Origin of the sequence: Pseudomonas siliginis, from assembly GCF_019145195.1 — a bacterium.
GTDB lineage: Bacteria > Pseudomonadota > Gammaproteobacteria > Pseudomonadales > Pseudomonadaceae > Aquipseudomonas > Aquipseudomonas siliginis.
In genome coordinates, this window is sequence record NZ_JAHSTW010000003.1 from 1 (window position 1) to 21,891 (window position 21,891).

A 21,891-nucleotide genomic window follows, 5' to 3' on the forward strand; every position below is an offset into this window, starting at 1 on the left:
AACCGACATGTACGCTGGTGTTGCCATGGGGTGCTCTCCTTGCGGATAAAGTTAGGGTGCCTGGAGGCGAAATCGCCCGGTGGGTGGCTGAGAGTTATCAAGGAGCGTGCCAGGTTTTGCGCGGTGCCCGGATGGCGGGGGCGCCACGCTGGTTGGTCATCATTTGCGGCGTTTTTCACCGGGATGACCCTGAGAAAGTGCGCAAGAAGTTGCGCAGTACTGCGCAACTTCTTGCGCACTTGGCTGCAGGCCTTGCGCCGCTTGAGCTGCAGAGGATTTAGGCCCTGAAATATTACGGGTAACTGCGCAATTTCTTGCGCAGTAGGGGATTTGCCGGGACCGCGGTGTTGCCTTCGCGAGCAGGCTCGCTCCCACAGGGGATTTGTGGTTTTGTCCTGAACTGCGGTCCATCCGCAAAACCTGTGGGAGCGAGCCCGCTCGCGAAGGCGTCTTTCCATTCACATCATCGGTGACTGTTACACCGCTATCGCGTTCAGGCTCACTCCTACAGTAGAACGGCGCAAATTCAGGTCAGTTTGATCCGCAGCACTTCGGCACATTCCTCAATCGACCGCCGTTGCGTCTCGGCATACAACCCCAACTCATCGATGGCCGAACGCCCCAGCGCCTGTTCGAAAGCATGTCGATTGGAATGTTCGGCGTAATGCGCCTGTGCGGCATCCCCCAGGTTCGACTGAAAAATCCCCGCTGCGCTCACCGGCAGGAAATCTTCGTACACCAGCGGCTCCGCTTTCACGTAGCCATCGCGCAGCAAGTCCTCCAGGGACGATTCGCCAAGTCCGTACGCCGCGATGCCCTTTTCCGTAGCGAAATAACGAAAGTACGCCAGCCCCTGTTCGCGCATGCCCTCGATGCTGTCAGGAAATTCCGCAAAGTGCTGAGTCATCAGCGCGTCGTAGCGTGCGGCATTGGCTTCGTTAGGGAAGTCGCCCAATTCATCGCGAGCGGCATTCAACAAGCGGTCATACAACGCGCGACCCTTGGGCGTGAGGGCTGCGCCGCGTTGTTCAATTTCGCCGAAACGCGCGCTGTGGCTGCCACGGGTTTCGGGCTGATCGGTGAAGGCGATCGGCTCGTCCAGCGCCTTGAAACTGGTCTGGCGCAGCAGGATCGGGCAGTTGCGGCGCGGTGGGCCTTCGATCACCGCTTTTGGTGTAATGCCATGGGCGGGCATCTGTTGCTGAACGGTGTCGATGTCCAGGGTGCGTGGGGTCAGGTGGTTGATGTGCGGGCCTTTGAACGCAACGACATCGGCGACCAAACGGTGCTGAGCGCTAAGTTTCTGGTATTGCGCGGCACTGACGGTGGCGCTGTGGTGCCAGCGAAAAGTCTCCAGTGCCTGTCGGACGAATTCTGCGGCTTCGGCGTCATTCAGTCCGCCCGCCGTTTCCGCCTGTTCAATCAGGCGCAACGCGGAGTCAGTAAAAATCGAACGACGGGCCAGCACCGACTCGGCAAACTCACGCAGTTCACGATCTTCAATCAGCTCCAGGCGCAGCAACGAGGTGAACACGCGAAACGGGCTGACCTGCAGCGCCTCTTCATGCACCGCGCGAAACGCCGTCGAATGCACCGGCACACCGGCCGGCGTCAGGTCGTAATAACCCACCGGTTGCATGCCCATCACCGCGAACAGGCGGGCGAGGGTGGCCAGTTCGGTCGCGGTGCCTACCCGGATGGCGCCGTGGCGTTCCATGTCCAGGCGTTCGATTTCGCCGGTGCGCTTGAGTTGACCGGCAATGTCAGGCTGACGTGCCAGCACTTCGCGATTGGTATTCTCCACCAGTTCCATCAGCGCGCCGTACAGCGGCACCTCTTCGCGGTACATGTCGGACATCGCTCGGGAGAAGCGTTGGCGGATCAGGTCGGGGCTGACGAACGGCTGCACGGTCATGAAAAAAATTCCTGCCACGGTCACGAAATGGATGTCGGAAAAGATCGCAGCCTTCGCCCACGCGGGCAAACGAAGAATCCTACGAACTTCATTCTGCCAACGACTGATCCACCAGCTCGATCCAGTGTCTGACCGGCGTGCGCCCGGCGCTCGCCAGATGGCTCTGACAGCCCACGTTGGAAGTGACGATCAACTCGGGCCGACCGCTTTCCAGGGCGTTGAGTCGATGGTCACGCAGTTGCCGCGCCAGCACCGGTTGGGTCAGCGAGTAAGTGCCCGCCGAGCCGCAGCACAAATGGCCATCCGGTACCGGCGTGAGGTTGAAGCCGAGTCGGGTCAGCACGGCTTCCACGGTGCCGCCGAGTTTCAACGCGTGCTGCAACGTGCACGGGCAATGCACAGCGATGCGTCGTTCGCTGGCGGCGCACACTTGCTCCAGTGGTTCCTCAGCGATGATTTGCACCAGGTCCCGAGTCATTTCGCTGATCTGCCGAGCCTTGTCGGCATAGACCGGATCGTCCGCAAGCAAATGCCCGTAATCCTTGATGAACGCGCCACAACCACTGGCCGTCTGCACGATGGCTTCGGCGCCGTTCTGCAGACGTGGCCACCAGGCGTCGATGTTCTGCCGAGCGCGGTCGAGACCTTTGCCCTGGGCGTCGAGGTGATAGTCGAGCGCGCCGCAGCAACCGGCCTCGCTCACCGGAATGACGCTGATGCCCAAGCGATCAAGCACTCGCGCCGTCGCGTCATTGGTATTCGGCGACAGACCCGGTTGCACGCAACCTTCGAGCAATAACACTCGGCGCGGATGCCGAGGAGCGGGGCGCGACCCCATAACACCCAAGTGCTGCGGCAATTTGCTTTCCAGCAGGCGCGGCAGCAGTGGTCGAAAGGTCGCGCCCATGCGCAGCAAGCCTTTGAACAAACCGGGATTCGGCGCCAACGCACGCAAGCCTTCGCGCAGCAAGCGCTGAGCGGCCGGGCGCGGCACCGCGCTGTCGACTACCGCACGGCCGATGTCGAGCAGGTTGTGATAATCGACGCCGGACGGGCAGGTGGTTTCGCAGTTGCGGCACGACAGGCAACGATCCAGATGCAGTTGCGTCTGCTCGGTGGCCGGTGCGCCTTCCAGCACTTGCTTGATCAGGTAAATGCGCCCGCGCGGGCCATCGAGTTCATCGCCGAGCAATTGATAGGTCGGGCACGTCGCGTTGCAGAAGCCGCAATGCACGCAGGTGCGCAGGATCTTTTCCGCTTCGCCAGCCCGGGGCAATTTTCGCGATTGCTCGCTGAGGGTGGTTTGCATGGCTAGACCTCCGCGTACATGCGTCCGGGGTTGAACAGCCCTTGCGGGTCGAGTTGCGCCTTGAGTTGCCGGTGGTAGCGCAGCAGGGTTGGCGCCAAGGGTTGAAACGGCGAGCCGGTGGCACCGTGGGTAAAGCACGTTGCATGGCCGCCCAAGGAATGGGCGAGTGCGTGAATCTCAGAGCTTTCGGATTTCACCCAGCGTTGCGCGCCGGCCCAGTCGATCAGTTGCTCGCCGGGCAGCTCGAGCGGGCCGAGGTTGTTCGGCAATGACAGGCGCCACAGCGGCAAACCTTCGTCGAAAAAACTCAGGCGCTGTTCGTTTAGGTCGCGCCAGAAAACCGAGTCCAGCGGCTCACCACCCAGGCGTTGATGCGCCGCCGTTACCGAACCTTCGCCGCCTTCCAGACGCAGATACAGGCTCCGGCCATCGTGGCACGCAGCACTGATCGGCAGCGGTTGCTGGCCCCATTCGGCAAGTTTGCTCAAGGCCCGAGCGCAGTCGATATCGAGGCGAATGCTCAGGCACTGGCGCGGTTTCGGCAGGACTTTCAGCGACACTTCGGTGAGCACGCCGAGGCAACCGAAACTGCCGGCCATCAGCCGCGACAGGTCATAACCGGCGACGTTTTTCATCACTTCGCCACCGAAGCGCAGATGCTGACCGAGGCCGGTGATCACCCGCGTGCCGAGAACGAAGTCGCGTACCGAGCCGGACCACGGCCGGCGAGGTCCGGACAGTCCCGTGGCGACCATGCCGCCGACCGTGGCGCTGTCGGCGAAGGACGGCGGTTCGCAGGGCAACATTTGCCCGGCGTCATCCAGCGCCGCAAGCAGCTCGGACAACGGCGTGCCGGCACGTGCGGTGACCACCAACTCGGTCGGATCGTACTGAACGATGCCGCGATGAGCACGGGTGTCGAGCACTTCGCCGGCCACCTCGCGACCGAGAAACGCCTTGCTGTTGCCGCCCTGAATCTTCAGCGGCGTGGCATTGGTCCGCGCGGCGTTGACCTGATCGAGCAGGGCGTTGGCGGCGTCGAAATCAGCCATCAGAATCGCTCCAGCTCGGGGAAGGGCAGTTGCCCGGCGTGAATGTGCATCGCGCCGAATTCGGCGCAGCGGTGCAGGGTCGGAATGTTCTTGCCGGGATTGAGCAGGCCCTGCGGATCGAACGCGGCTTTCACCGCATGAAACAGCAGTAACTCGTCGCTGTTGAACTGCGCGCACATCTGATTGATTTTTTCGCGGCCGACGCCGTGCTCGCCGGTGATGCTGCCGCCGACTTTCACGCACAATTCGAGGATCTTGCCGCCCAATGCCTCGGCCCGATGCAGCTCCCCTGGCTGGTTGGCGTCGAACAGAATCAGCGGATGCATGTTGCCGTCGCCGGCATGGAACACGTTGGCCACGCGCAAGCCATATTCTTCGCCGAGGCTGGCGATACCTTGCAGCACAGCGGGCAATTCGCGGCGCGGGATGGTGCCGTCCATGCAGTAATAATCCGGCGACAACCGGCCGATCGCCGGAAACGCGTTTTTGCGCCCGGCCCAGAAACGCACGCGCTCGGCCTCGTCCTGGGCCTGGCGCACTTCAGTGGCGCCGGCCGCTGTCATGACTTCCCGTACGCGCTGGCAATCGTCGTGCACGTCAGCTTCGACACCGTCGAGTTCGCACAGCAGAATCGCCTCGGCGTCGACGGGATAGCCGGCGTGGATGAAGTCTTCGGCGGCGCGGATGGCGAGGTTGTCCATCATTTCCAGACCACCCGGAATGATCCCGGCAGCGATGATTTCGGCAACCGCACGGCCGGCCTTTTCCACTGAGTCGAAACTGCCGAGCAGGACCTTTGCAACTTGCGGTTTGGGCAGCAGTTTCACCGTGACTTCGGTGATGATCCCCTGCAGGCCTTCGGAGCCGGTGAACAAGGCGAGCAGGTCGATACCGGCTGAATCGAGCGCCTCGGAGCCCAGCGTCAGGCGCTCGCCCTCGATGGTCAGTACTTCGATTTTCAACACGTTGTGCACGGTCAGACCGTACTTGAGGCAATGCACGCCGCCAGCGTTTTCCGCGACGTTGCCGCCGATCGAGCAGGCGATCTGCGACGACGGATCCGGTGCGTAATACAAGCCAAATGGGGCCGCCGCCTGGGAGATAGCAAGATTGCGCACCCCCGGCTGAACCCGCGCGATACGTGCAGCGGGGTCGATGTGCAGGATGTTGTTGAACCGCGCCATCACCAGCAGCAGGCCCTTTTCCAGTGGCAGGGCGCCGCCGGACAACCCAGTGCCGGCACCCCGCGCGACCACGGGCACGTTGTTCTGATGGCAGAGTTTCAGCAGGGTTTGCACTTGCTCCAGACGCCGGGGCAGGGCGACCAGCATCGGCGTGGTGCGGTAGGCGGAGAGGCCGTCGCATTCGTAGGGTTTGAGTTCATCTTCGCGCCAGAGGATGTCCAGGTCCGGCAGGGCTTGTTGCAGGGCCTTGAGCAATTCGCCCTTGTTCACCTCCGGCAACGGACCGTCGAGGCGTTCGTCGTAAAGGATGTTCATGGGAACGCCAACCTTCTGTCTCCGCTGATCGTTCCCACGCTCTGCGTGGGAATGTAGCCCGTGACGCTCCGCGTCACTGGACGCAGAGCGTCCCCTGAGACATTCCCACGCAGAGCATGGGAACGATCAGTTGCGCAACCTGAGGCATTGCGAATATCCATCTTCATCGCTGTCGTTCCAGAAATTCCCCGTACAGCCGCGCGGTATTTCCCGGCTGTTCGACCATCGGCATGTGCCCGACGTGATCCCACACATCCACTTCGAGATTGGCGATGCCTTTGCTCCACACCGGCACGCTGCTGACGTCGATCAGGCGATCCTTGCGCCCCCACAGCAACAGCGCCGGGCATTTGATCTCGGCCAGTTTCGGTTCCATCGGCGGGCTGGCGCGGAAGTCGCGGAAGATTTCTTCGAGCTCGTCACGTTGTTGCTCATAGCGCTGGGCGACGGCGTCCAGCACCAGCTTCGGTACCCACGGCGGCGACTCCATGGTCATCGCGTAGAAGCGCTGAAATTCTTCGCGGGAATTGATCAGAAACGGATTGTGCCCGCGCGCCAGATGGCGCTCCATGTCGCTCGGCTCCGGTGCGGTGACGCCGGCCGGGTCGATCAATGCCAGCGAGGCGATTCGCTCCGGATAGGTCGCTGCCAGCCACGCGGCAATGTAGCCGCCCATGGAGTTGCCGATGACGTGGACTTTCTCCACGCCGCAGACGTCGAGCAGTTGAATCATGCGTTTGGCCTGAACCGCAATGTCGTAACCGCCGCCAGCCTTGAAGCCGGTTTCGCCGTGGCCGGCCAGATCCGGAATGATCACCCGATACTGGCGCACGAAGTGCCGGGCGCAGCGCAGCCAGAGGTTTTTGTCGGCGCTGAAGCCGTGCAGCATCAGGATCGCGCTGGACGCCTCGTACGGCCCGCCTTGCCAGGTCGACACGGTCATCTCGGCGATCGGCACTTCGATCTTGTGCAATTTGTACAACCTGGCCTCGCTGGCCATGGCCAGGTTGTACAGCCAATGGCCAACCGCCGGATAACTCAGCCAGCTCCAGGCCACGAAAACCGCGAGTGCGACAAACAGCAAAAGCATCGACGTCTTCCTTTTACGTGTTCAGGACAAAATATGGTCGGCCGGTTTCAGCGCCCGGGTCAGTAGGTGATAGCTGAAACTGAAGCCGGGAAACATGGCGATCACATGACCGCTCTTGCTCTGGTACCAACTGTGGCAACCACCGGACTTCCACACCGTGCGCTGCATTTCCCGGTGGATCATTGCAGTGTAGGTACGTTCTGCGTCACGGCGCACTTCGATGCTGCGCAGGCCTTTGGCCCGTACGGTGTGGATGCAGTCGAGGATGTAGTTCATCTGCGATTCGATGATGAACAGCGCCGAAGTGTGGCCAATGCCGGTGTTCGGCCCGGTGACGATAAACAGGTTGGGGAAATCCGGCAGGCTGGTGCCGAGGTAGGCGCGCGGGTATTCGGCCCAGACATCTCTGAGTTGCACCGCGTTTTTGCCGCTGACCGGGTAGGAAATCACCCCGTCGGTGGCGTCGTAACCGGTGGACCAGACGATCAGGTCTACATCGAGATGCTCGCCGTCCACGCTGTTGATCCCGCTTTCGTCGATCGAAGCGATGCCGTGCTCGCGACTGTGCAACGTGACGTTGGCGCGGCTCAGCGCGGGGTAGTACGTGCTGGACACCAGCACCCGTTTGCAGCCGATGGTGAAGTCCGGGGTGAGTTTCTGCCGCAGCAGCGGGTCCGGAACCTGGCGTTTGAGGAACCGCAGCGCATGTCGCTGGACCAGATGAATCGCCGGTCTCGAGTATTTGAAGGCGATCACCCGGGTTTCGAATTGCCAGTAGATCAGCCAGCGCAGCAGCTTGTACGCCGGCTTCAGACCGAGCAGCCAGCGCTGAAAACGGCCGAATTTGCGATCGGCACGCGGCAGCACCCAATGTGGGGTGCGCTGGAACACATGCAGGTGTTCGACTTGTGGCGCAATCGCCGGAATCACCTGGGCGGCGCTGGCACCACTGCCGACGATCGCCACGCGTTTACCGCGATAGTCGTAGTTGTGATCCCAATTATTTGTGTGAAAAGTCTTGCCTTGAAAGCGATCCATCCCGGGAAAGCGTGGGATGACCGGCTGACTCAATGGCCCGGAAGCATTGATCAGGAATTGGGTTCGGAAAGTACCTCTGGCGCGGGTGTGCACCAACCAATGCTTTTCCGCTTCGTCCCATTCGACGCGCTCGACATCGGCCCCCAGTTCCACGCGCTCGCGTAAACCGAACCGCTCGATCAGCTGTTCGGTGTAGCGCCGCAGTTCCGCCTGTTCGGCGAACATCTGCGACCAGCGGTAGGGCGCGAATGACAGCGAATACAGCGGCGACGGCACGTCCACCGCTGCGCCGGGGTAGGTGTTCTGGCACCAGGTGCCGCCGAAGAAGTCGCGTCGTTCAAGAATGCGAAAATCGTCGATTCCGGCCTTGAGCAGGTTGACCGCCGCGCACTGGCCGCCGAAACCGCTGCCGATGATCAACACAGCGTAGGTATGCATGTGCCCCCTTCTTATAGTTGTTTTTCCATTTCCCCTCTTTCATTTATAGCCAACTCTGGGCCGCGCGTGCGGCGCTGATAGCGCTCTATTCAGGCCGCTGGCCGGTGATGGCTATTTAGCGGCGCCCTGATAGACTCCGAACACATCCGTGTCGGGGTGTAACCATGCATCGCGCGGTCGAGGCCCTTATGGGAAATACGCGAGGAAAGGGACTTTCACTGGCCAGGAGGCTTTACAGGTCGCGGGTGTTCGGGCTGCTGCTCGGGCTGATGTGTGTCAGCGTGGCGATGCACGCGCTCGATCCGCCGCTGTGGGTGTGGGGCGTGATGCTGTTCAACGGCCTGGTCTGGCCGCATCTGGCCTTTCTATGGGCGCGAAGCTCGAGCGTGCCGTTTCGCGCCGAACACCGCAATTTGCTGATCGATGCATTCATGGGCGGCTTCTGGGTCGCCGCCATGCAGTTCAATCCCTTGCCCAGCGCAACCACGATTTCGATGATGGCGATGAACAACGTCGCCATTGGTGGTGGGCGGTTTTTGCTGGCGGGCACGGCGGCGCAGCTATTGGGCATCGGCGTCGGGCTGGTGGTGTTTACGCCGGCGTTCATCCCGCCAACAACGCCGCTGCAGCTGTACGCCTGTTTGCCATTGCTGTTGCTGTATCCGCTGGCGCTGGGCTGGATCTGCTTTCGTCAGGCCTCGACCCTCGGTCGGCACAAGCGTGAGCTGCTGGCGTTGAGTCGCACCGACAGCCTGACCGGCCTGCTCAATCACGGCGCGTGGAAGGATCAACTGGACCTCGCGTTCCAGCGCTGCAAACGCCAGCAGCAGGGCGCGGCGATTGCCTTGATCGACATCGATCACTTCAAGGCGATCAATGACACCTATGGGCATGTCGCTGGCGATATCGTCCTGCGCCAGTTGAGCAAACTGCTCAAACAGAATCTGCGCGCCACGGATGTGGCCGGGCGATACGGCGGGGATGAGTTCTGCGTGATCCTGCCGGAGCTGCCACTGTTCAACGCCGCTCAGGCCATGGAAGCCTTGCGCGAGCGTTTCGCGGTGATGGGCTACGAGCAGAACCCGGCGTTGAAGGTCAGTCTGAGCATTGGTCTGGCCGCCTACGACCCGAGCCATGCCGACGCCACGCGTTGGCTGGATGAGGCCGATCAGGCGTTGTACGAAGCCAAGGCCAGTGGGCGCAATCGGGTGATCTGCAACAGTGACAACAAACCGAGGCAGGCGCTGCTGGATTCGGTCTGACGGGCGAGCTGATACCTGTGGGAGCGAGCCTGCTCGCGAAAGCGCTGGGTCAGGCGGTATCAATATCGTTTGCCACGACGCCTTCGCGAGCAGGCTCGCTCCCACCGGGGTATGTGTTGTCGGTTAGATCAGTGTCGCATCCGCTATAGAGCCTCGTGCCGATGTCGGTTACGGTTGAATCCCTCCGACACGAAACAAGGACTGCTTCATGACGTTCTCCTTTCCCCGCTCTCTGCTGGCCGCCAGCCTCGGTCTGTCCCTCGCATTCTCGGCCGCAAACGCTGCCGAACCGCACAAACAAGTGCTCGCCGATGCCGAGCAGTATCAGCCCGAAGCCCTGAAAATGTTGGAGCGACTGGTCAATATCGACTCCGGCTCAGGTTATGAGCCGGGCCTGAAACAGGTCAGCGACATCGCCATCGATGAGCTGAAAAAGCTCGGCGCAACTATCGAACTGGTGCCGAACACCCCGGAGAAATCCAACCACGTGCTAGCCACGCTCAAAGGCACCGGCAAGGCGAAAATCCTGCTGATGGCGCACATGGACACGGTGTTCAAGGAAGGCTCCGCCGCCGAGCGGCCTTTCCACATCAAGGACGGCCGCGCCTACGGGCCGGGTGTGATGGACGACAAGGGCGGCATCGTCGCCGGCATCTACGCATTGAAAGTGCTGAAGAACCTCGACTTCAAGGATTACGCGCAGATCACCTTCCTGCTGGATGCCAGCGAAGAAACCGGCTCGGACGTCGCCACCGACCTGATCAAGAAAACCGCCAAACAGCACGACGTCACCCTCAACCTCGAACCGGGGCGCCCGGCCGATGGCCTGGTGGTGTGGCGCAAGGGCAGTGCGACGGCGCTGGTCGAAGTCAAAGGCAAGGCCGCCCACGCCGGCGTCGCGCCAGAGTTGGGACGGAACGCGGCGATGGAAGCGGCGCATCAGATTCTGCAACTGGGCAAGCTCGGTGACGAGGCGAAGAAGACCACCATCAACTTCACCGTGCTCAAGGCCGGCGATCGCACCAACGTGATTCCTGATCAGGCCACGGCCAAGGCGGATGTGCGCGCGGCAGTGCCGGAGGAATTTGATCGCATCGAGAAGGATCTGGCGCGGGTCTCGCAGGACAAGTTGATTGCCGATACCGAAGTGAAAACGTCCTTGCAGCGCGGTTTGCCGCCGATGCCGCAGACCGCTGAGTCCGATCGCTTGATGGCCATGGCTCAAGGCATTTACGGCGAAATTGGCCGCAAGCTGACCGAGGAGGGCAGTGGTGGCGCGGCGGATGCCAGTCTGTCCGCAGGCGTAGGGACGCCGACGCTGGATGGCTTCGGCATTGTCGGCGGCAATATTCATACGCCGGAGGAATATGCCGAAGTGGCGAGCGTGGCGCCGCGGATTTACCTGTTGTCGCGGATGATCATGGAGTTGGCCAAGCCGCGGTGATGGGGTTGGTGGTGTGAATGCTTGGGATGGGGTGTCAGTTGACTCACCCCTCACCCTAGCCCTCTCCCCCAGGAGAGGGGACTGACCGTGTTGTTTATAGTCAATGCGGCAAGCTTAAGATTTTCTGCTGAATTCAATTTCGCATTCAACACGGTCCACCACGTCGGCGCAGATCCAGAGCATTCCCCAATCAGTCCCCTCTCCCTCTGGGAGAGGGCTAGGGTGAGGGGCTTTTGTGGGAAAAGTGGCAGTCGAGGACGGCGCACAAAAAATACCGAAAAGTCCGACAGAAGCTCTCGTTGCGGCCGTCGGGCGCGGCTCTTATAGTCTCGGTTCGCAGATAACCCTGCGACGATCTTGGCCGGTCGAATACAGAACCTGACCTTTCTGGAGTGAACTCTATGACCGACCAAGTAATGCCGCGCTATCTCCCCATCGACACCTACGACGCCGAATCCCCGGTGCTCTTCATCAATACCCACACTGAACTCAGCGACATGGCCGCCTGTGCGATGCACCGGTTTTTGGTCGTGCGCGATCTGGCCGACACTTTCGCCAGCCTCAACCTCAAGGGCATCTCCGATTGTGATCTGACGCGGGTGACCAGCGCGGTTCATCTGCTGATGCGCGAGGGCTGCGCGATTCTGAATGTGATTCAGGCGCGGGCGGCGCAGCGGGAGGAGGGGTATAAGACGCCGGTTTAGCGGTGCCGCAATAGACGCTTTCGCGAGCAGGCTTGCTCCCACAGGGGACCGCATTTCAACTGTGGGAGCGAGCCTGCTCGCGAAGGGGCCGGTGCAGCGTGTGCATCACTCCTTGACGCTCATGTACTCCTTGGCCCAGAGAATGTATTCCTCCGGCTGGGTATAGGTGTGGGTCAACTCGGTCGCGCTCAGGTCGGCGGCCTGGGTGAAGATCTGCCGCTGTTCGCGCAGGCTGTCGTAGGTTGCCTTGATCGCGGCGAAGTAGGCGCCGTGGCCGTCGATGGTCACGCGTACGCCGAGTTCGGCCAGGCGTTTGTCGTCGCGCAGGGCCGGGTTGCCGTAGGTGACCAACATCAGCGGCACGGTCAGATGCTCGGCGATCTGTTCCAGCTGATCGAAGTCCTGCACGCCGACCATGCAGATACCGTCAGCGCCCGCCGCCTGATATTGGCGGGTGCGGCTGATGATTTCCTGATTCGGCAGAATGCCAGCGTTGGTGCGGGCGATGATGGCCATCTCGGTGTCGACCCGGGCTTCCAGCGCCGCGCGGATCTTGCCGACGCCTTCGGCCACGGTGATCAGGTCGGTGGATTTGCGCCCGAATTGCGCGGGCAGCAAGGTATCTTCGATGGTCAGTGCAGCGACGCCAGCGCGTTCCAGTTCGACGATGGTGCGCATCACGTTAAGAGCGTTACCGTAGCCGTGGTCGGCGTCGGCGATCACTGGCAATTGGGCGACGCGGCCAATGCGCGTGGCCTGTTCGGCGAATTCGCTGAGGGTGATCAGGGCGAAGTCCGGCGCGCCAAGCACCTGCAGGGAGGCCACGGAACCGCCGAGGATACCCACTTCAAAACCAAGGTCAGCGGCGATGCGGGCGGACATCGGGTCGAATACCGAAGCCGTGTGGTAGCAGGTGTCGGAGGCCAGCAGCTGACGGAAGTTATGGCGCAAATCTTGATGGGAAAGCCTGGTCATACGAGTTCCACCAATACATAAGGAATGGAAAGGCTTGAGCAAAGGTGTCAACGCCGAAGAGTGAAAAGGCTATCACGCGAATGGGTCAAGAATCATGACGAATTTGCGCGGCAGGACTGGCGGCTGAAAGGTTTAATCTCCCGTGCCGGAAATATCAGGCCGCCACGGCATGTTGCTGTTGATGGGGCAGGAGCACTGCGCGCACTGAATTGCCTGGCTGAAGTTGCAGGCGTTTGGCAGTGAGACGATCGACAACCAGGCTATTGCCCACCAGTCGCCCGGGGGCCACGGTGATACGGCAGTTTTCCAGCCGGCGGTTGTGAATCAGCCATAGCGGCGCCTGCTCGTCCGGGGTGCCGAGGCTCAAGGTCAGTTCGAGGCTGTCGCGCACCGTGCGGATGCTGCGGATCGGCGCTTCGATGACCGGGCCACCGTCGAAAATGTCGATATAGCCTTTGTGCGTGAAGCCCTCGGCCTGAAGAATCTTCAACGCCGGCTGGGTGTTCGGGTGAGTCTGGCCTATCGCCGCCTGCGCCTGTTCGGTGAGCAGGCAGGTATATAGTGGCTGGCGCGGCATCAGTTCGGCGATAAAGGCTTTGTTGCCCAGACCGGACAAGTGATCGGCGTGGGTGAAATCCATCTGGAAGAAGTGCCGGCCAAGGCTGTCCCAAAATGGCGAGCAACCGTTTTCATCGGCACTGCCGCGCAACTCGGCGATCATCTTCTCGCCAAACAGGTGCGGAAATTCGGCGACGAACAGCAGACGACCCAGCGACAACAGGCGGCCATTGCTGCCGTTGCGCTGGTCATGGCGCAGGAACAGCGAGCACAGCTCCGATTGCCCGGTCAGTTCGTTGTTGAGGAACAACGTTGGGATCTGCCGCTGAATGCCCAGGTCCGGTGCCGAACTGACGGTCACCCCGAGCCGGTAGTTGTACCAGGGCTCGCGCAGGCCAACGGCGCCGGCCATCGCGCTGACACCGACCACGCGCTGCTCATCATCCTCGAGGACAAACAGGTAATCGGCATCGGCCCGTTCGACCTGTTCGGCGAACGCCCGTTGCGCCCAGCGCACCCGGTGCGCAAGTCGGTCCTCGTTGGCCGGAAGGGTGGTGAAACCTGGCCCGGCCTGTTCGACGAGGGTCATCAAGGCAGGCAGGTCGCTGACTTTTACCGGACGGACAATCATGCTCCAACTCCTTTGGCGTACCGATTCAGGCGCGGATGGCTAACGCGGTTCACAGAGCGACCAGCCGTATCGAGCTGCCTTCGCTGACTTTCAGTGCCGCGCAGATGGCGGGTGTCAGGGGCAGCGGTTGATCAGGGTGATAGTCGAGTTCGGTGACAATCGCGCGGTAGTCATGCAGGGCGTCGTTGCTGAGCAGGTAACGGCCACGGGCGTCGGTCGATACTTGTTGGCGGACAATAGCGGTCTGGCTGCCAGCGATCGAACGAATGTTCGCGGTGCGCGCATACAGCGTCGGACCGGCGTCGAACAAGTCGATGTAGCTGTTGGTTTCGAAGCCTTCACGCGCGAGGATGTCGAACGCTTCCTGGCCGTCCGGGTGCACGCGGCCGATGCAATCCTGCGCCGCTTGCGGCAGCATCGGCACGTAGATCGGGTATTGCGGCATCAGTTCGGCGAGAAACGTGCGGCTCTGCAACCCGCAGAGGCGCTCGGCTTCCGCGTACGGCAGGTCGAAGAAATGCTTGCCCAGCGCATCCCAGAACGGCGAGTGACCCTGCTCGTCGCTGTAGCCGACGATCTCGGTGATCACCGCCTCGGAGAACCGCTGTGCATGCGCAGCAATGAACAGCAGGCGCGCTCGCGACAACAGTTCGGAAAACGGCGTACGCACCAGCGCGGCGTCAATGTGGAAACCGCGCAGCAAGGTATGCCCGCTGAGGTCATGGCACAGCGACAGCGCCGGCACGCCATGCTCGATGTTCAATTCCCGCGAAGCACTGGTGAAGTGGCGATTGCGCAAGCTGTAGAACGGCTCCTTGAAACCGGCGGTGGCAAGGATTTCCGAGCAGCCGACCAATTGCTGGCGTTCGAGATCTTCCAGTACAAAGAAATAGTTTTCCGGCCCCTGGGCTGTGGCGGCGCTGTCGAAAGACGCGCACGACGCGGCGATTTTTTCGCGCAGGTGTTCGCTGTCATCCGGCAGCGAAGTCACGCCGATCAGGCTCTCGCGGGCCAGGCGCTGTAGCTGGGGCAGATCATTCTGCTCGACTGGGCGTAAGACCAGCATGGATGTACTCCTGTATCAAAAGATTCGGCCGATTCGCCGAACCTGACTATCACTGTCGGTGTCCACGCGTTGAATCGGCGGTCGCCTGATTTGTTGTCAGACGCCGCTCTTTTTCTTGTCAGCCTTTGCTCGGATCGGGCAGCGCTGTGCTGGCGCCGAGCTTGTTGAGGAAGAACAGGTACACCAGGCCCAGGGCAATCCAGATCAGGCCGAGTTTCTGCGCATCGACGCCCATGTTGTACATGATGGCGGCGACGATGATGAAGCCGATCACCGGGCAGAGCAGATGGCGCACAAACTGTCCCGACTTCTGCCGACGCCAGTAGTGGTTGATCACCGTCAGGTGCAGGAGCATGAAACCGCTGAGGGCGCCGAAGTTGATCAGCGAGGTGAGGATGTCGACCGCGTCGATGAACAGGTAGCAGATCAGCAGCGACAACACCGCCACCAGATAAATGCTCAGGTACGGCGTGTTGTGTTTCGGGTGGACCTTGGCCAGCACCTTCGGCAGCTTGCCGTCGCGGGCCATGCCGAACAGCAGACGCGAGACGGCGGCCTGCGAGGTGATCGCTACAGCAACGCCCCAGGCCAGCGCCGTGGCGACGGCGGTCAGGGTCGCCAGCCAGCTGCCAGCGGCGATTTCGGCAATTTCATAAAACGCGGTGTCGGCGGATTTGAAGCCCATGCCCGCCGCCAGATCGGTGGCAATCCACGTCTGTACGACGAAAATCGTGCCCATCACCGCCAGGGTGATCAGCGCTGCCTTGCCGACGCTGCGGCCCGGATCTTCCTTGATTTCTTCGGCGAGGGTGGAGATCGCGTCGAAGCCGAGGAACGACAGCACGGCGATCGACACCGCTTGCATCAGCAGAGCGAAGTTGAAGGTTTCCGGGTGATACAGCGGCGCCAGCGTCAGCTCACCGTTACCGCCACCGTTGTGCAGGGCGTTCCAGGCGTAGAACAGGAAGATGCCCAGCACCACCAGTTGTGCCAGCAGGAACAGCATGTTCATCCGCGCGGTGAAGGTGATGCCGCGCAGGTTGACGAATGTTGCGCTGACCAGAAACGCCAGGATGAAGCCGACCTTGGGAATGTCCGGGTACAAATGGTTGAGCGCCATCGCCGAATACAGGTACAGCAGCGGCGGAATCAGCAGGTAATCGAGCAGCATCAGCCAGCCAGCGATGAAGCCGACGTGTTGATTAAGGCCGCGTTGCGCGTAGGAATATACGGAGCCGGCAACCGGAAAGGCCTTGGCCATGCTGCCGTAACTCAGGGCGGTGAACAGCATCGCCACCATGCCGATGATGTACGCCAGCGGCACCATCCCCGGTGCTTCGGCGTTGACGTAGCCATACACACCGAACGGGGCGATGGGGATCATGAAGATCATCCCGTACACCACCAGATCGGTCAGCGTCAGGCTACGTTTCAACTCTTGCTTGTAGCCGAATTCTTCAATTTCCATGAAGCGCAACTCCTTGTCAGCCATCGGTCGGTTTATGTTTTATCGGTCCGTCATTTACAGCAAAGGTGCGAGGTAGCCGGCCCAGCGCGAGACCGCTGCGGGGCTACGCAGCAGATCGTTGCGCACCTCGATCAGCACCGCCTCAAGGCCCCGGGCATCACCGTGCACCGGCACGGTCATGTCGCCCAAGGGATCAATTCTGTACGGCTGGTTGCCCGCCACCTTCAGCGGATGCACTTGCAGCCCGTCGAGCAAACGCAGGGCATAGTCTTTGGCCTGGCCGAATAACACGCCGACTTCCAGTGGTCGCGGCTGGCCGTAATACACCGGGGTAAAACTGTGAATGCCGACCACACGCACCGGCCGGCCTTTGGCAATGCGTTCATCGATCAGCGTCTGCAAGCGCGCATGAAACGGCTTGAACAGGGTCTGCCGACGGTACTCGCGGGTCGCCTCATCCAGCTCGCGATTGCCAGGTATCGGGTAGATCTCGCTCTGCAGCGGGATGCTGTCCGGCGCATGGCGCGGTCGGTTGAGGTCGATCAACAGCCGTGAATAGTTGGCGCTGAGCAGGGTAGCGCCAAGCTGTTCCGACAACTGTTCGGCCAGTTGCAGCGCGCCGATGTCCCAGGCGATATGTTCGCGTGCGGCCGCCTCGTCCAGGCCCAGATTGTTCAGGGCGTCGGGGATGTAGCGACTGGCGTGTTCGCACACGAGGATCAACGGATTCGTCGAGTCCTCGCGGCTCAGGGTGTAGACCGGGCGGGTATACAACCCAAGCTCGGCGGATTCAGTACAGGCGTGCATAGTGCTCACACAGGTCAGCGGGCGAGAGCTGTTCCGTCAGCGCCAGTTCCTCGGTTTTCAGGGCGTAATACGTGTCGAGCAACGGCTTGGGCAGCCATTCGTTGAAGGCTGCACTGTCACGCAGGCAATCCAGCGCCTGGGCCAGCGAGGCGGGCAGGGCGACGATGCCCCGGGCCTTGCGTTGCTCGTCGTTGAGTGAATCGGGAATTTCATCGGTGATCGCGTTCAGCGCCAGACGTTGTTCGATGCCCAGCCGCCCGGCAATCAGCAGCGCGGCCATGGCCAGATGCGGCGAGGCGGTGGCGTCCATGGCGCGGAATTCCAGGTTGAACTGCTGCGCAGCGGATTTACCCCCCAAGGTCACGGTCGGGCAGATGCGCAACGCCGCTTCACGATTCTGCTGCCCCAGACACGCATAGGACGCGCTCCAGTGGTGCGGCTGCAACCGCTGGTAGGACAGCGGCGTCGGTGCGGTGAAGGCGCACAGCGCCGGCAGATAGTGCAGGACGCCGGCGGCCCAGTGCTGACCGATGCTCGACAGGCCGTTGCTGGTGCCGGCGTCGTACAACATCGGCTGGCCGGCCAGATCGAGCAGGCTGACGTGCAGATGCACACCGTTGCACACCGCTTCGGCGGCAGTCTTCGGCGCAAAACTCAGGTCGAGGCCCATTTGCCGGGCGATTTCCCGGGTGATTTCGCGCACGTTGACCGCACGATCCGCCGCCGCTACGCCAAGAGTCGGGCGGCAGGTGATTTCGTATTGGTGCTTGCCGTATTCCGGCAGAAACATTTCCGGCTCGACGCCGCCGGCGCGCAGGGCGCTGAGCAGCCAGCCGCCGAATTCGGCGCCCTGGCGCTGCGCTTCGAGAGAGAACGCCGCGTGTTCGGCAATGCCTGCGTGCAGGTTGAATTCATGTTCGAAGGCGGCGTTGACCTGCAGCCCCAACTCATCGTGATAGCGCTCGATTTCATCGCGCAGCAATGTGCGTGGGCAGGCGCCCCACGCCTGACCGTCAGTCTCGCGAATATCGGAATGGATGAAATCCAGCACCGGCGCATTGGCGTCCGGGCCGCTGCCGACAGTGACGCGGCTGCTCAGATCCGGAATCAGCCGCAGGTCGCCGTACGCGCCCCACGGACTGCTCGAAGCGATGATGTCCTGCGGCGTCAACGCGCTGTTGGCGGGGACCCAGCCGCAACCCGCCGCCTGGTAATGCTCCAGCTCATCGGTAGGAAACGAGCGGCCCCGGGTGATGCCGATCAGGTCAGTTGTCACCAGCGTGGTCATCGGTAAAGGCGTCAGGCGCGGGCTCATGGCTGCATCTCCTGCAAACGGCCGAGCACGGTGTCGGTGTCGGTGATCCAGCAGTAACCCTTGATCGCGTTGAGGCAGGCGTGATGGCGTTCAGCTGTGTAAGTGGCGCAGGCATCCTCCACCAGCGTGACCAGATAGCCACGGTCGGCGGCATCGCGCACGGCCATGTCCACGCATTGGTCGGTGACGATGCCGGCGATGATCAGATGGCGGGTCTGCAGATTGCGCAGCACGTAATCGATGTTGGTTGAATTGAACACCCCGGAGGAGGTCTTCGGCAGCACGATTTCGTTTTCGGTCGGGGTCAGCTCAGCGATGACCTGAGCCTGCACGCTGCCCTTGGGCAGGTGCATGTCCGACAGTTTGTGATCCAGCGAGCGGTCGCGACCGTCGGCGGTCAGGCTTTCGATAATCGTGTGCAGCACGTTCTGCTGCGCCTGACGAAAGGCGCCGAGCAGACGCTGTTGGTTGGGCACCACCTGGCTGCGCGTGCGCTGGAGAAAATATTCGGCATCCGCCCCGCGCAGGTGTGGGTCGAATTGCGGTTCGAGCCAGGCGCGCTGCATGTCCACCAGCAACAAAGCGGTGTGGTCGAACGCAAACGGCAAGTCCCGTGGCGAGCGGTGGGGAAGGCTGAACATCCTTATTTGTCCTCCAGCAGGTGAGTCGCAAAGTCGTTGCGCAGGGCATCGATGCCTTCCAGGCGATCGGCCGGGTCCGGCACGCGCAAGGTCAGGCAGGCGATCAACGCCTCGACCTGCGCCAGCGCCGGCACCATGGTGTCGAACGGCGACGCCGATTCCACCGGCGCGCTGATGATCAGGTCGGCCAATTCGCGCAGCGGCGAGGCGTAGACATCGGTGAACAGCACCACCCGCGCGCTGTTGTTCTTCGCCGCCTGCGCAACGCGCAAAGCCTGGGTCTGGTAGCGCCGGTAGTCGAACACCAGCACCACGTCCTGACGTTGCAGATCGTACAAACGGTCGGGCAGCAGGGCGTTATCTTCCAGGGCGAAACAGCCGGGACGCAGCAGACGCAAGTGGTTGAGCAGGTAATTGGCCAGCAGAATGCTGAAGCGGCCACCAAAACAGTAGACCTGATGGCGGCTGTCGAGCAGCCATTCCACGAGGATGCGCACGTCCTCAGGCTGGGTCAGGGCTTGGGTGTCGACCAGCAAACGCTGGCTGTCGGCCAGATAATGCGCCCAGGCATCGTCGTTGTTCTGCTGCGAGCGCGGCTGCAACAAGGTGCGCGGTGAACGCAGGCGATGGTCCATGTCGCTGAGCAGGGCTTCCTGGAATTCGGCATAACCGCCGAAACCGAGCTTTTTCACCAGACGCACGATGGTCGGATCGCTGACACCGGCATGTTCGGCCAGTCGCGCCATAGGCCCGAGACCGTTGCGTGGATACTGATCAAGCAGGGCGCGAACGACTTTGCGCTCCGACGGCGTCAGGTCCAGGCCAGGATCGGTGATCAGGTCTCTGAGAGGGGGCATCCGGGCTCCTGCTGGATGGGGTGTCGAATTTGTTTCACATTCCGTTAAAAGAGTATTTATGTAATGGGTGCTACATGTCTAGCGAATTTTTGTACAGGTTTTTCGAGCACCAAAAGTGTGCAAGGTGCCCGTGTAATAAGGGCTACGTCGAAGTAACGCGCTGTTGTAGTCCTTTGCCGATTGCTGTGTCAGACATTGCCTATCCCAAGCTCAGCGACTGGCCGGTGACAACCCTGAACGCCGATGTTTTACGGCACAATGCGACGCGTATCGGCTGTGTGCCATTGTTTGTTTTATCTTTCGACCGAGAACCTGCTTGTGCCAAGTAGCCGTTTGACACTGATTTGCCATGCGCGAACCATCGCACAGAAACTGGCGCGTTTTCCTACGGACGAGCCTGTTGAAAATCTGGCTGTTCCGTCCGACGCGTTCAGGGCGCGATTGGCGGTAACACGGCGGCTGGTGTGTGCCCCGGAGTTGAGAACTCAGCAAACGGCAGCATGGTTTGGCGTCGATGCGCAGATTGATCAAGCCCTGCGCGATTGCGATTGGGGACGCTGGCACGGGCAATCGGTCAAGGATCTGCAAGCCAATGAAAACCAGGCTGTGCAAGCCTGGCTGGCCGATCCTGAAGCGGCACCCCATGGCGGCGAATCGGTCAGGCAATTGACGCAGCGGGTGGCGAAGTGGCTGGACGCCATCGCTGCAACGCCTGGGCATGTGGTGGCGGTGACTCATCCGTTCGTCATGCGCGCGGCGCTGATGCAGGTGCTGCAAGGCGCGGCGTTCAATGCAATCGACATCGAGCCGCTGGCGATGATCGACTTGCGCTTCAATGGCATCTGGCGTCTACGCTTGCCGGGCATGGCCCTTGAAGAGGAATTCTGATGAAACAGCTGCTGGTCATCGGCATTGGCGCCGGCAATCCGGACTACATCACGATGCAGGCGGTGAAAGCGCTGAATCGGGTCGATGTGTTCTTTCTGCTGGATAAAGGCCAGAGCAAGCAGACGCTGATCGACCTGCGCCGGGAGATCTGCGAGCGCTACATCACCGGCCACGCTTATCGCTTTGTCGAAGCCAGCAGCCCGGAGCGCGAGCGCGGCGATGTCGACTACACGGCGAGCGTCGATGCACTCAATCGCGCCAAGCAGCAAACCTTCGAGCGGCTGATCAATGATGAATTGTCCGACGGCCAGTGCGGCGGATTCCTGATCTGGGGCGATCCGGCGTTATACGACAGCACATTGCGGATTCTTCAGGCGATCCAGTCATCAGGCCGCTGTGAGTTTGAGTACGAGGTGATACCAGGGATTACCAGCGTTCAGGCCTTGGCTGCGCAGCACAAAATACCTTTGAACACGATTGGTCGCTCGGTAGAAATCACCACAGGCCGGCGATTGGCGGCGGGGCAGGTGAGTGAAGCGGACAGTCTGGTGGTGATGCTCGATGCCGAGGATTCCTACCAGCGGGTGGCGGATCGGCAGACCGAGATTTTCTGGGGCGCTTACCTGGGCACACCGGACGAGATTCTCCTCAGCGGCCGGCTGGCGGATGTGGCCGATGAGATCGAACGGGTGCGCAAGGCGGCGCGAGCGGAGCATGGGTGGATTATGGATACCTATCTGTTACGCAAGCCTTGAGTGGTTGGCGCCTGAACAATCGCTTTCGCGAGCAGGCTCGCTCCCACAGGGAAATGCGTTGCAGAATGTGGGAGCGAGCCTGCTCGCGAAGGGACCAGAACATTCACCGCCGATTTGGGACAAGCAAAAAGAAACCCGGTGCAACGCAAATCGCACCGGGTTTTTTGTTGCCAGCCAAC

Annotated in this window: 19 protein-coding genes; 5 read left to right on the forward strand and 14 right to left on the reverse strand. The window is 61.4% G+C overall.

Features of this window, described 5'->3' with window-relative positions; translation table 11 throughout:
* Positions 1 to 526: 526 nt before the first annotated feature.
* The 6 genes from hglS to KVG87_RS07405 form a co-directional block, all read right to left on the reverse strand.
* Positions 527 to 1,915, reverse strand: a complete 1,389-nt coding sequence (hglS, locus tag KVG87_RS07380) for a 2-oxoadipate dioxygenase/decarboxylase HglS (RefSeq protein ID WP_217849960.1) — start codon at positions 1,913 to 1,915, stop codon at positions 527 to 529.
* 88 nt (positions 1,916 to 2,003) lie between these two features.
* Complete coding sequence (gene glcF, locus KVG87_RS07385) at positions 2,004 to 3,224, reverse strand: glycolate oxidase subunit GlcF (protein ID WP_217849962.1); 1,221 nt, start codon at positions 3,222 to 3,224, stop codon at positions 2,004 to 2,006.
* A 2-nt stretch (positions 3,225 to 3,226) separates the two neighbouring features.
* Positions 3,227 to 4,276 carry a glycolate oxidase subunit GlcE gene (glcE, locus tag KVG87_RS07390; protein WP_217849964.1) on the reverse strand — a complete coding sequence of 350 codons (1,050 nt, stop codon included), beginning with the start codon at positions 4,274 to 4,276 and terminating at the stop codon, positions 3,227 to 3,229.
* Positions 4,276 to 5,775, reverse strand: a complete 1,500-nt coding sequence (gene glcD, locus KVG87_RS07395; RefSeq protein ID WP_217849967.1) for a glycolate oxidase subunit GlcD — start codon at positions 5,773 to 5,775, stop codon at positions 4,276 to 4,278. Before glcD ends, glcE begins: the two co-directional genes overlap by 1 nt.
* A gap of 163 nt (positions 5,776 to 5,938) precedes the next feature.
* Positions 5,939 to 6,865 (reverse strand): alpha/beta fold hydrolase, encoded by a 927-nt coding sequence (locus KVG87_RS07400; RefSeq protein ID WP_016774118.1) that lies wholly within the window; start codon positions 6,863 to 6,865, stop codon positions 5,939 to 5,941.
* Between the two features lie 21 nt (positions 6,866 to 6,886).
* Positions 6,887 to 8,341, reverse strand: a complete 1,455-nt coding sequence (locus tag KVG87_RS07405; RefSeq protein ID WP_217849969.1) for a flavin-containing monooxygenase — start codon at positions 8,339 to 8,341, stop codon at positions 6,887 to 6,889.
* 188 nt (positions 8,342 to 8,529) lie between these two features.
* On the opposite strand from KVG87_RS07405, the gene KVG87_RS07410 reads away from it, so the two are divergent.
* The 3 genes from KVG87_RS07410 to KVG87_RS07420 all read left to right on the forward strand — a co-directional run bounded on the left by KVG87_RS07410 (position 8,530) and on the right by KVG87_RS07420 (position 11,751).
* Positions 8,530 to 9,603 carry a diguanylate cyclase gene (locus tag KVG87_RS07410; RefSeq protein ID WP_076567464.1) on the forward strand — a complete coding sequence of 358 codons (1,074 nt, stop codon included), beginning with the start codon at positions 8,530 to 8,532 and terminating at the stop codon, positions 9,601 to 9,603.
* Positions 9,604 to 9,811: 208 nt separating this feature from the next.
* On the forward strand, positions 9,812 to 11,047 hold the full coding sequence (locus KVG87_RS07415) for a M20/M25/M40 family metallo-hydrolase (protein WP_056784596.1): 1,236 nt from the start codon (positions 9,812 to 9,814) through the stop codon (positions 11,045 to 11,047).
* 401 nt (positions 11,048 to 11,448) lie between these two features.
* Complete coding sequence (locus tag KVG87_RS07420) at positions 11,449 to 11,751, forward strand: hypothetical protein (RefSeq protein WP_056784599.1); 303 nt, start codon at positions 11,449 to 11,451, stop codon at positions 11,749 to 11,751.
* A 105-nt stretch (positions 11,752 to 11,856) separates the two neighbouring features.
* On the opposite strand, the gene KVG87_RS07425 is transcribed toward KVG87_RS07420, so the two are convergent.
* The 8 genes from KVG87_RS07425 to KVG87_RS07460 form a co-directional block, all read right to left on the reverse strand.
* On the reverse strand, positions 11,857 to 12,726 hold the full coding sequence (locus KVG87_RS07425; protein ID WP_217849971.1) for an isocitrate lyase/PEP mutase family protein: 870 nt from the start codon (positions 12,724 to 12,726) through the stop codon (positions 11,857 to 11,859).
* A 154-nt stretch (positions 12,727 to 12,880) separates the two neighbouring features.
* Positions 12,881 to 13,915: an arginine N-succinyltransferase gene (gene astA / locus KVG87_RS07430; protein WP_041478621.1), complete on the reverse strand. Its 1,035-nt coding sequence runs from the start codon at positions 13,913 to 13,915 to the stop codon at positions 12,881 to 12,883.
* A 49-nt stretch (positions 13,916 to 13,964) separates the two neighbouring features.
* Entirely contained in the window at positions 13,965 to 14,981 is a 1,017-nt protein-coding gene (locus KVG87_RS07435) for an arginine N-succinyltransferase (RefSeq protein ID WP_150635707.1), read from the reverse strand.
* 118 nt (positions 14,982 to 15,099) lie between these two features.
* Entirely contained in the window at positions 15,100 to 16,449 is a 1,350-nt protein-coding gene (locus tag KVG87_RS07440) for an APC family permease (RefSeq protein ID WP_076567476.1), read from the reverse strand.
* A gap of 54 nt (positions 16,450 to 16,503) precedes the next feature.
* Positions 16,504 to 17,256 (reverse strand): N-formylglutamate amidohydrolase, encoded by a 753-nt coding sequence (locus KVG87_RS07445; protein WP_217849973.1) that lies wholly within the window; start codon positions 17,254 to 17,256, stop codon positions 16,504 to 16,506.
* Entirely contained in the window at positions 17,240 to 18,571 is a 1,332-nt protein-coding gene (locus tag KVG87_RS07450) for a type I glutamate--ammonia ligase (protein ID WP_217849975.1), read from the reverse strand. Before KVG87_RS07450 ends, KVG87_RS07445 begins: the two co-directional genes overlap by 17 nt.
* Complete coding sequence (locus KVG87_RS07455) at positions 18,568 to 19,212, reverse strand: cysteine hydrolase family protein (RefSeq protein ID WP_217849978.1); 645 nt, start codon at positions 19,210 to 19,212, stop codon at positions 18,568 to 18,570. Before KVG87_RS07455 ends, KVG87_RS07450 begins: the two co-directional genes overlap by 4 nt.
* A 2-nt stretch (positions 19,213 to 19,214) precedes the next feature.
* Positions 19,215 to 20,069, reverse strand: coding sequence for a MurR/RpiR family transcriptional regulator (locus KVG87_RS07460; RefSeq protein ID WP_217849980.1), 855 nt, complete (start codon positions 20,067 to 20,069; stop codon positions 19,215 to 19,217).
* Positions 20,070 to 20,546: 477 nt separating this feature from the next.
* Here KVG87_RS07460 and KVG87_RS07465 point away from each other — a divergent pair, with 477 nt between their 5' ends.
* Both KVG87_RS07465 and cobF read left to right on the forward strand, forming a co-directional pair.
* On the forward strand, positions 20,547 to 20,957 hold the full coding sequence (locus KVG87_RS07465) for a histidine phosphatase family protein (RefSeq protein WP_367616676.1): 411 nt from the start codon (positions 20,547 to 20,549) through the stop codon (positions 20,955 to 20,957).
* Positions 20,957 to 21,712, forward strand: coding sequence for a precorrin-6A synthase (deacetylating) (cobF, locus tag KVG87_RS07470; RefSeq protein WP_217849985.1), 756 nt, complete (start codon positions 20,957 to 20,959; stop codon positions 21,710 to 21,712). Before KVG87_RS07465 ends, cobF begins: the two co-directional genes overlap by 1 nt.
* The last annotated feature ends 179 nt before the right edge of the window (positions 21,713 to 21,891 follow it).

Excerpts from the sequence above, each read along its gene's own strand:
- hglS (WP_217849960.1), bottom strand. The coding sequence starts at position 1,915 with ATGACCGTGCAGCCGTTCGTCAGCCCCGACCTGATCCGCCAACGCTTC.
- glcF (WP_217849962.1), bottom strand. The coding sequence starts at position 3,224 with ATGCAAACCACCCTCAGCGAGCAATCGCGAAAATTGCCCCGGGCTGGC.
- glcE (WP_217849964.1), bottom strand. The coding sequence starts at position 4,276 with ATGGCTGATTTCGACGCCGCCAACGCCCTGCTCGATCAGGTCAACGCC.
- glcD (WP_217849967.1), bottom strand. The coding sequence starts at position 5,775 with ATGAACATCCTTTACGACGAACGCCTCGACGGTCCGTTGCCGGAGGTG.
- KVG87_RS07400 (WP_016774118.1), bottom strand. The coding sequence starts at position 6,865 with ATGCTTTTGCTGTTTGTCGCACTCGCGGTTTTCGTGGCCTGGAGCTGG.
- KVG87_RS07405 (WP_217849969.1), bottom strand. The coding sequence starts at position 8,341 with ATGCATACCTACGCTGTGTTGATCATCGGCAGCGGTTTCGGCGGCCAG.
- KVG87_RS07410 (WP_076567464.1), top strand. The coding sequence starts at position 8,530 with ATGGGAAATACGCGAGGAAAGGGACTTTCACTGGCCAGGAGGCTTTAC.
- KVG87_RS07415 (WP_056784596.1), top strand. The coding sequence starts at position 9,812 with ATGACGTTCTCCTTTCCCCGCTCTCTGCTGGCCGCCAGCCTCGGTCTG.
- KVG87_RS07420 (WP_056784599.1), top strand. The coding sequence starts at position 11,449 with ATGACCGACCAAGTAATGCCGCGCTATCTCCCCATCGACACCTACGAC.
- KVG87_RS07425 (WP_217849971.1), bottom strand. The coding sequence starts at position 12,726 with ATGACCAGGCTTTCCCATCAAGATTTGCGCCATAACTTCCGTCAGCTG.
- astA (WP_041478621.1), bottom strand. The coding sequence starts at position 13,915 with ATGATTGTCCGTCCGGTAAAAGTCAGCGACCTGCCTGCCTTGATGACC.
- KVG87_RS07435 (WP_150635707.1), bottom strand. The coding sequence starts at position 14,981 with ATGCTGGTCTTACGCCCAGTCGAGCAGAATGATCTGCCCCAGCTACAG.
- KVG87_RS07440 (WP_076567476.1), bottom strand. The coding sequence starts at position 16,449 with ATGGAAATTGAAGAATTCGGCTACAAGCAAGAGTTGAAACGTAGCCTG.
- KVG87_RS07445 (WP_217849973.1), bottom strand. The coding sequence starts at position 17,256 with ATGCACGCCTGTACTGAATCCGCCGAGCTTGGGTTGTATACCCGCCCG.
- KVG87_RS07450 (WP_217849975.1), bottom strand. The coding sequence starts at position 18,571 with ATGAGCCCGCGCCTGACGCCTTTACCGATGACCACGCTGGTGACAACT.
- KVG87_RS07455 (WP_217849978.1), bottom strand. The coding sequence starts at position 19,212 with ATGTTCAGCCTTCCCCACCGCTCGCCACGGGACTTGCCGTTTGCGTTC.
- KVG87_RS07460 (WP_217849980.1), bottom strand. The coding sequence starts at position 20,069 with ATGCCCCCTCTCAGAGACCTGATCACCGATCCTGGCCTGGACCTGACG.
- cobF (WP_217849985.1), top strand. The coding sequence starts at position 20,957 with ATGAAACAGCTGCTGGTCATCGGCATTGGCGCCGGCAATCCGGACTAC.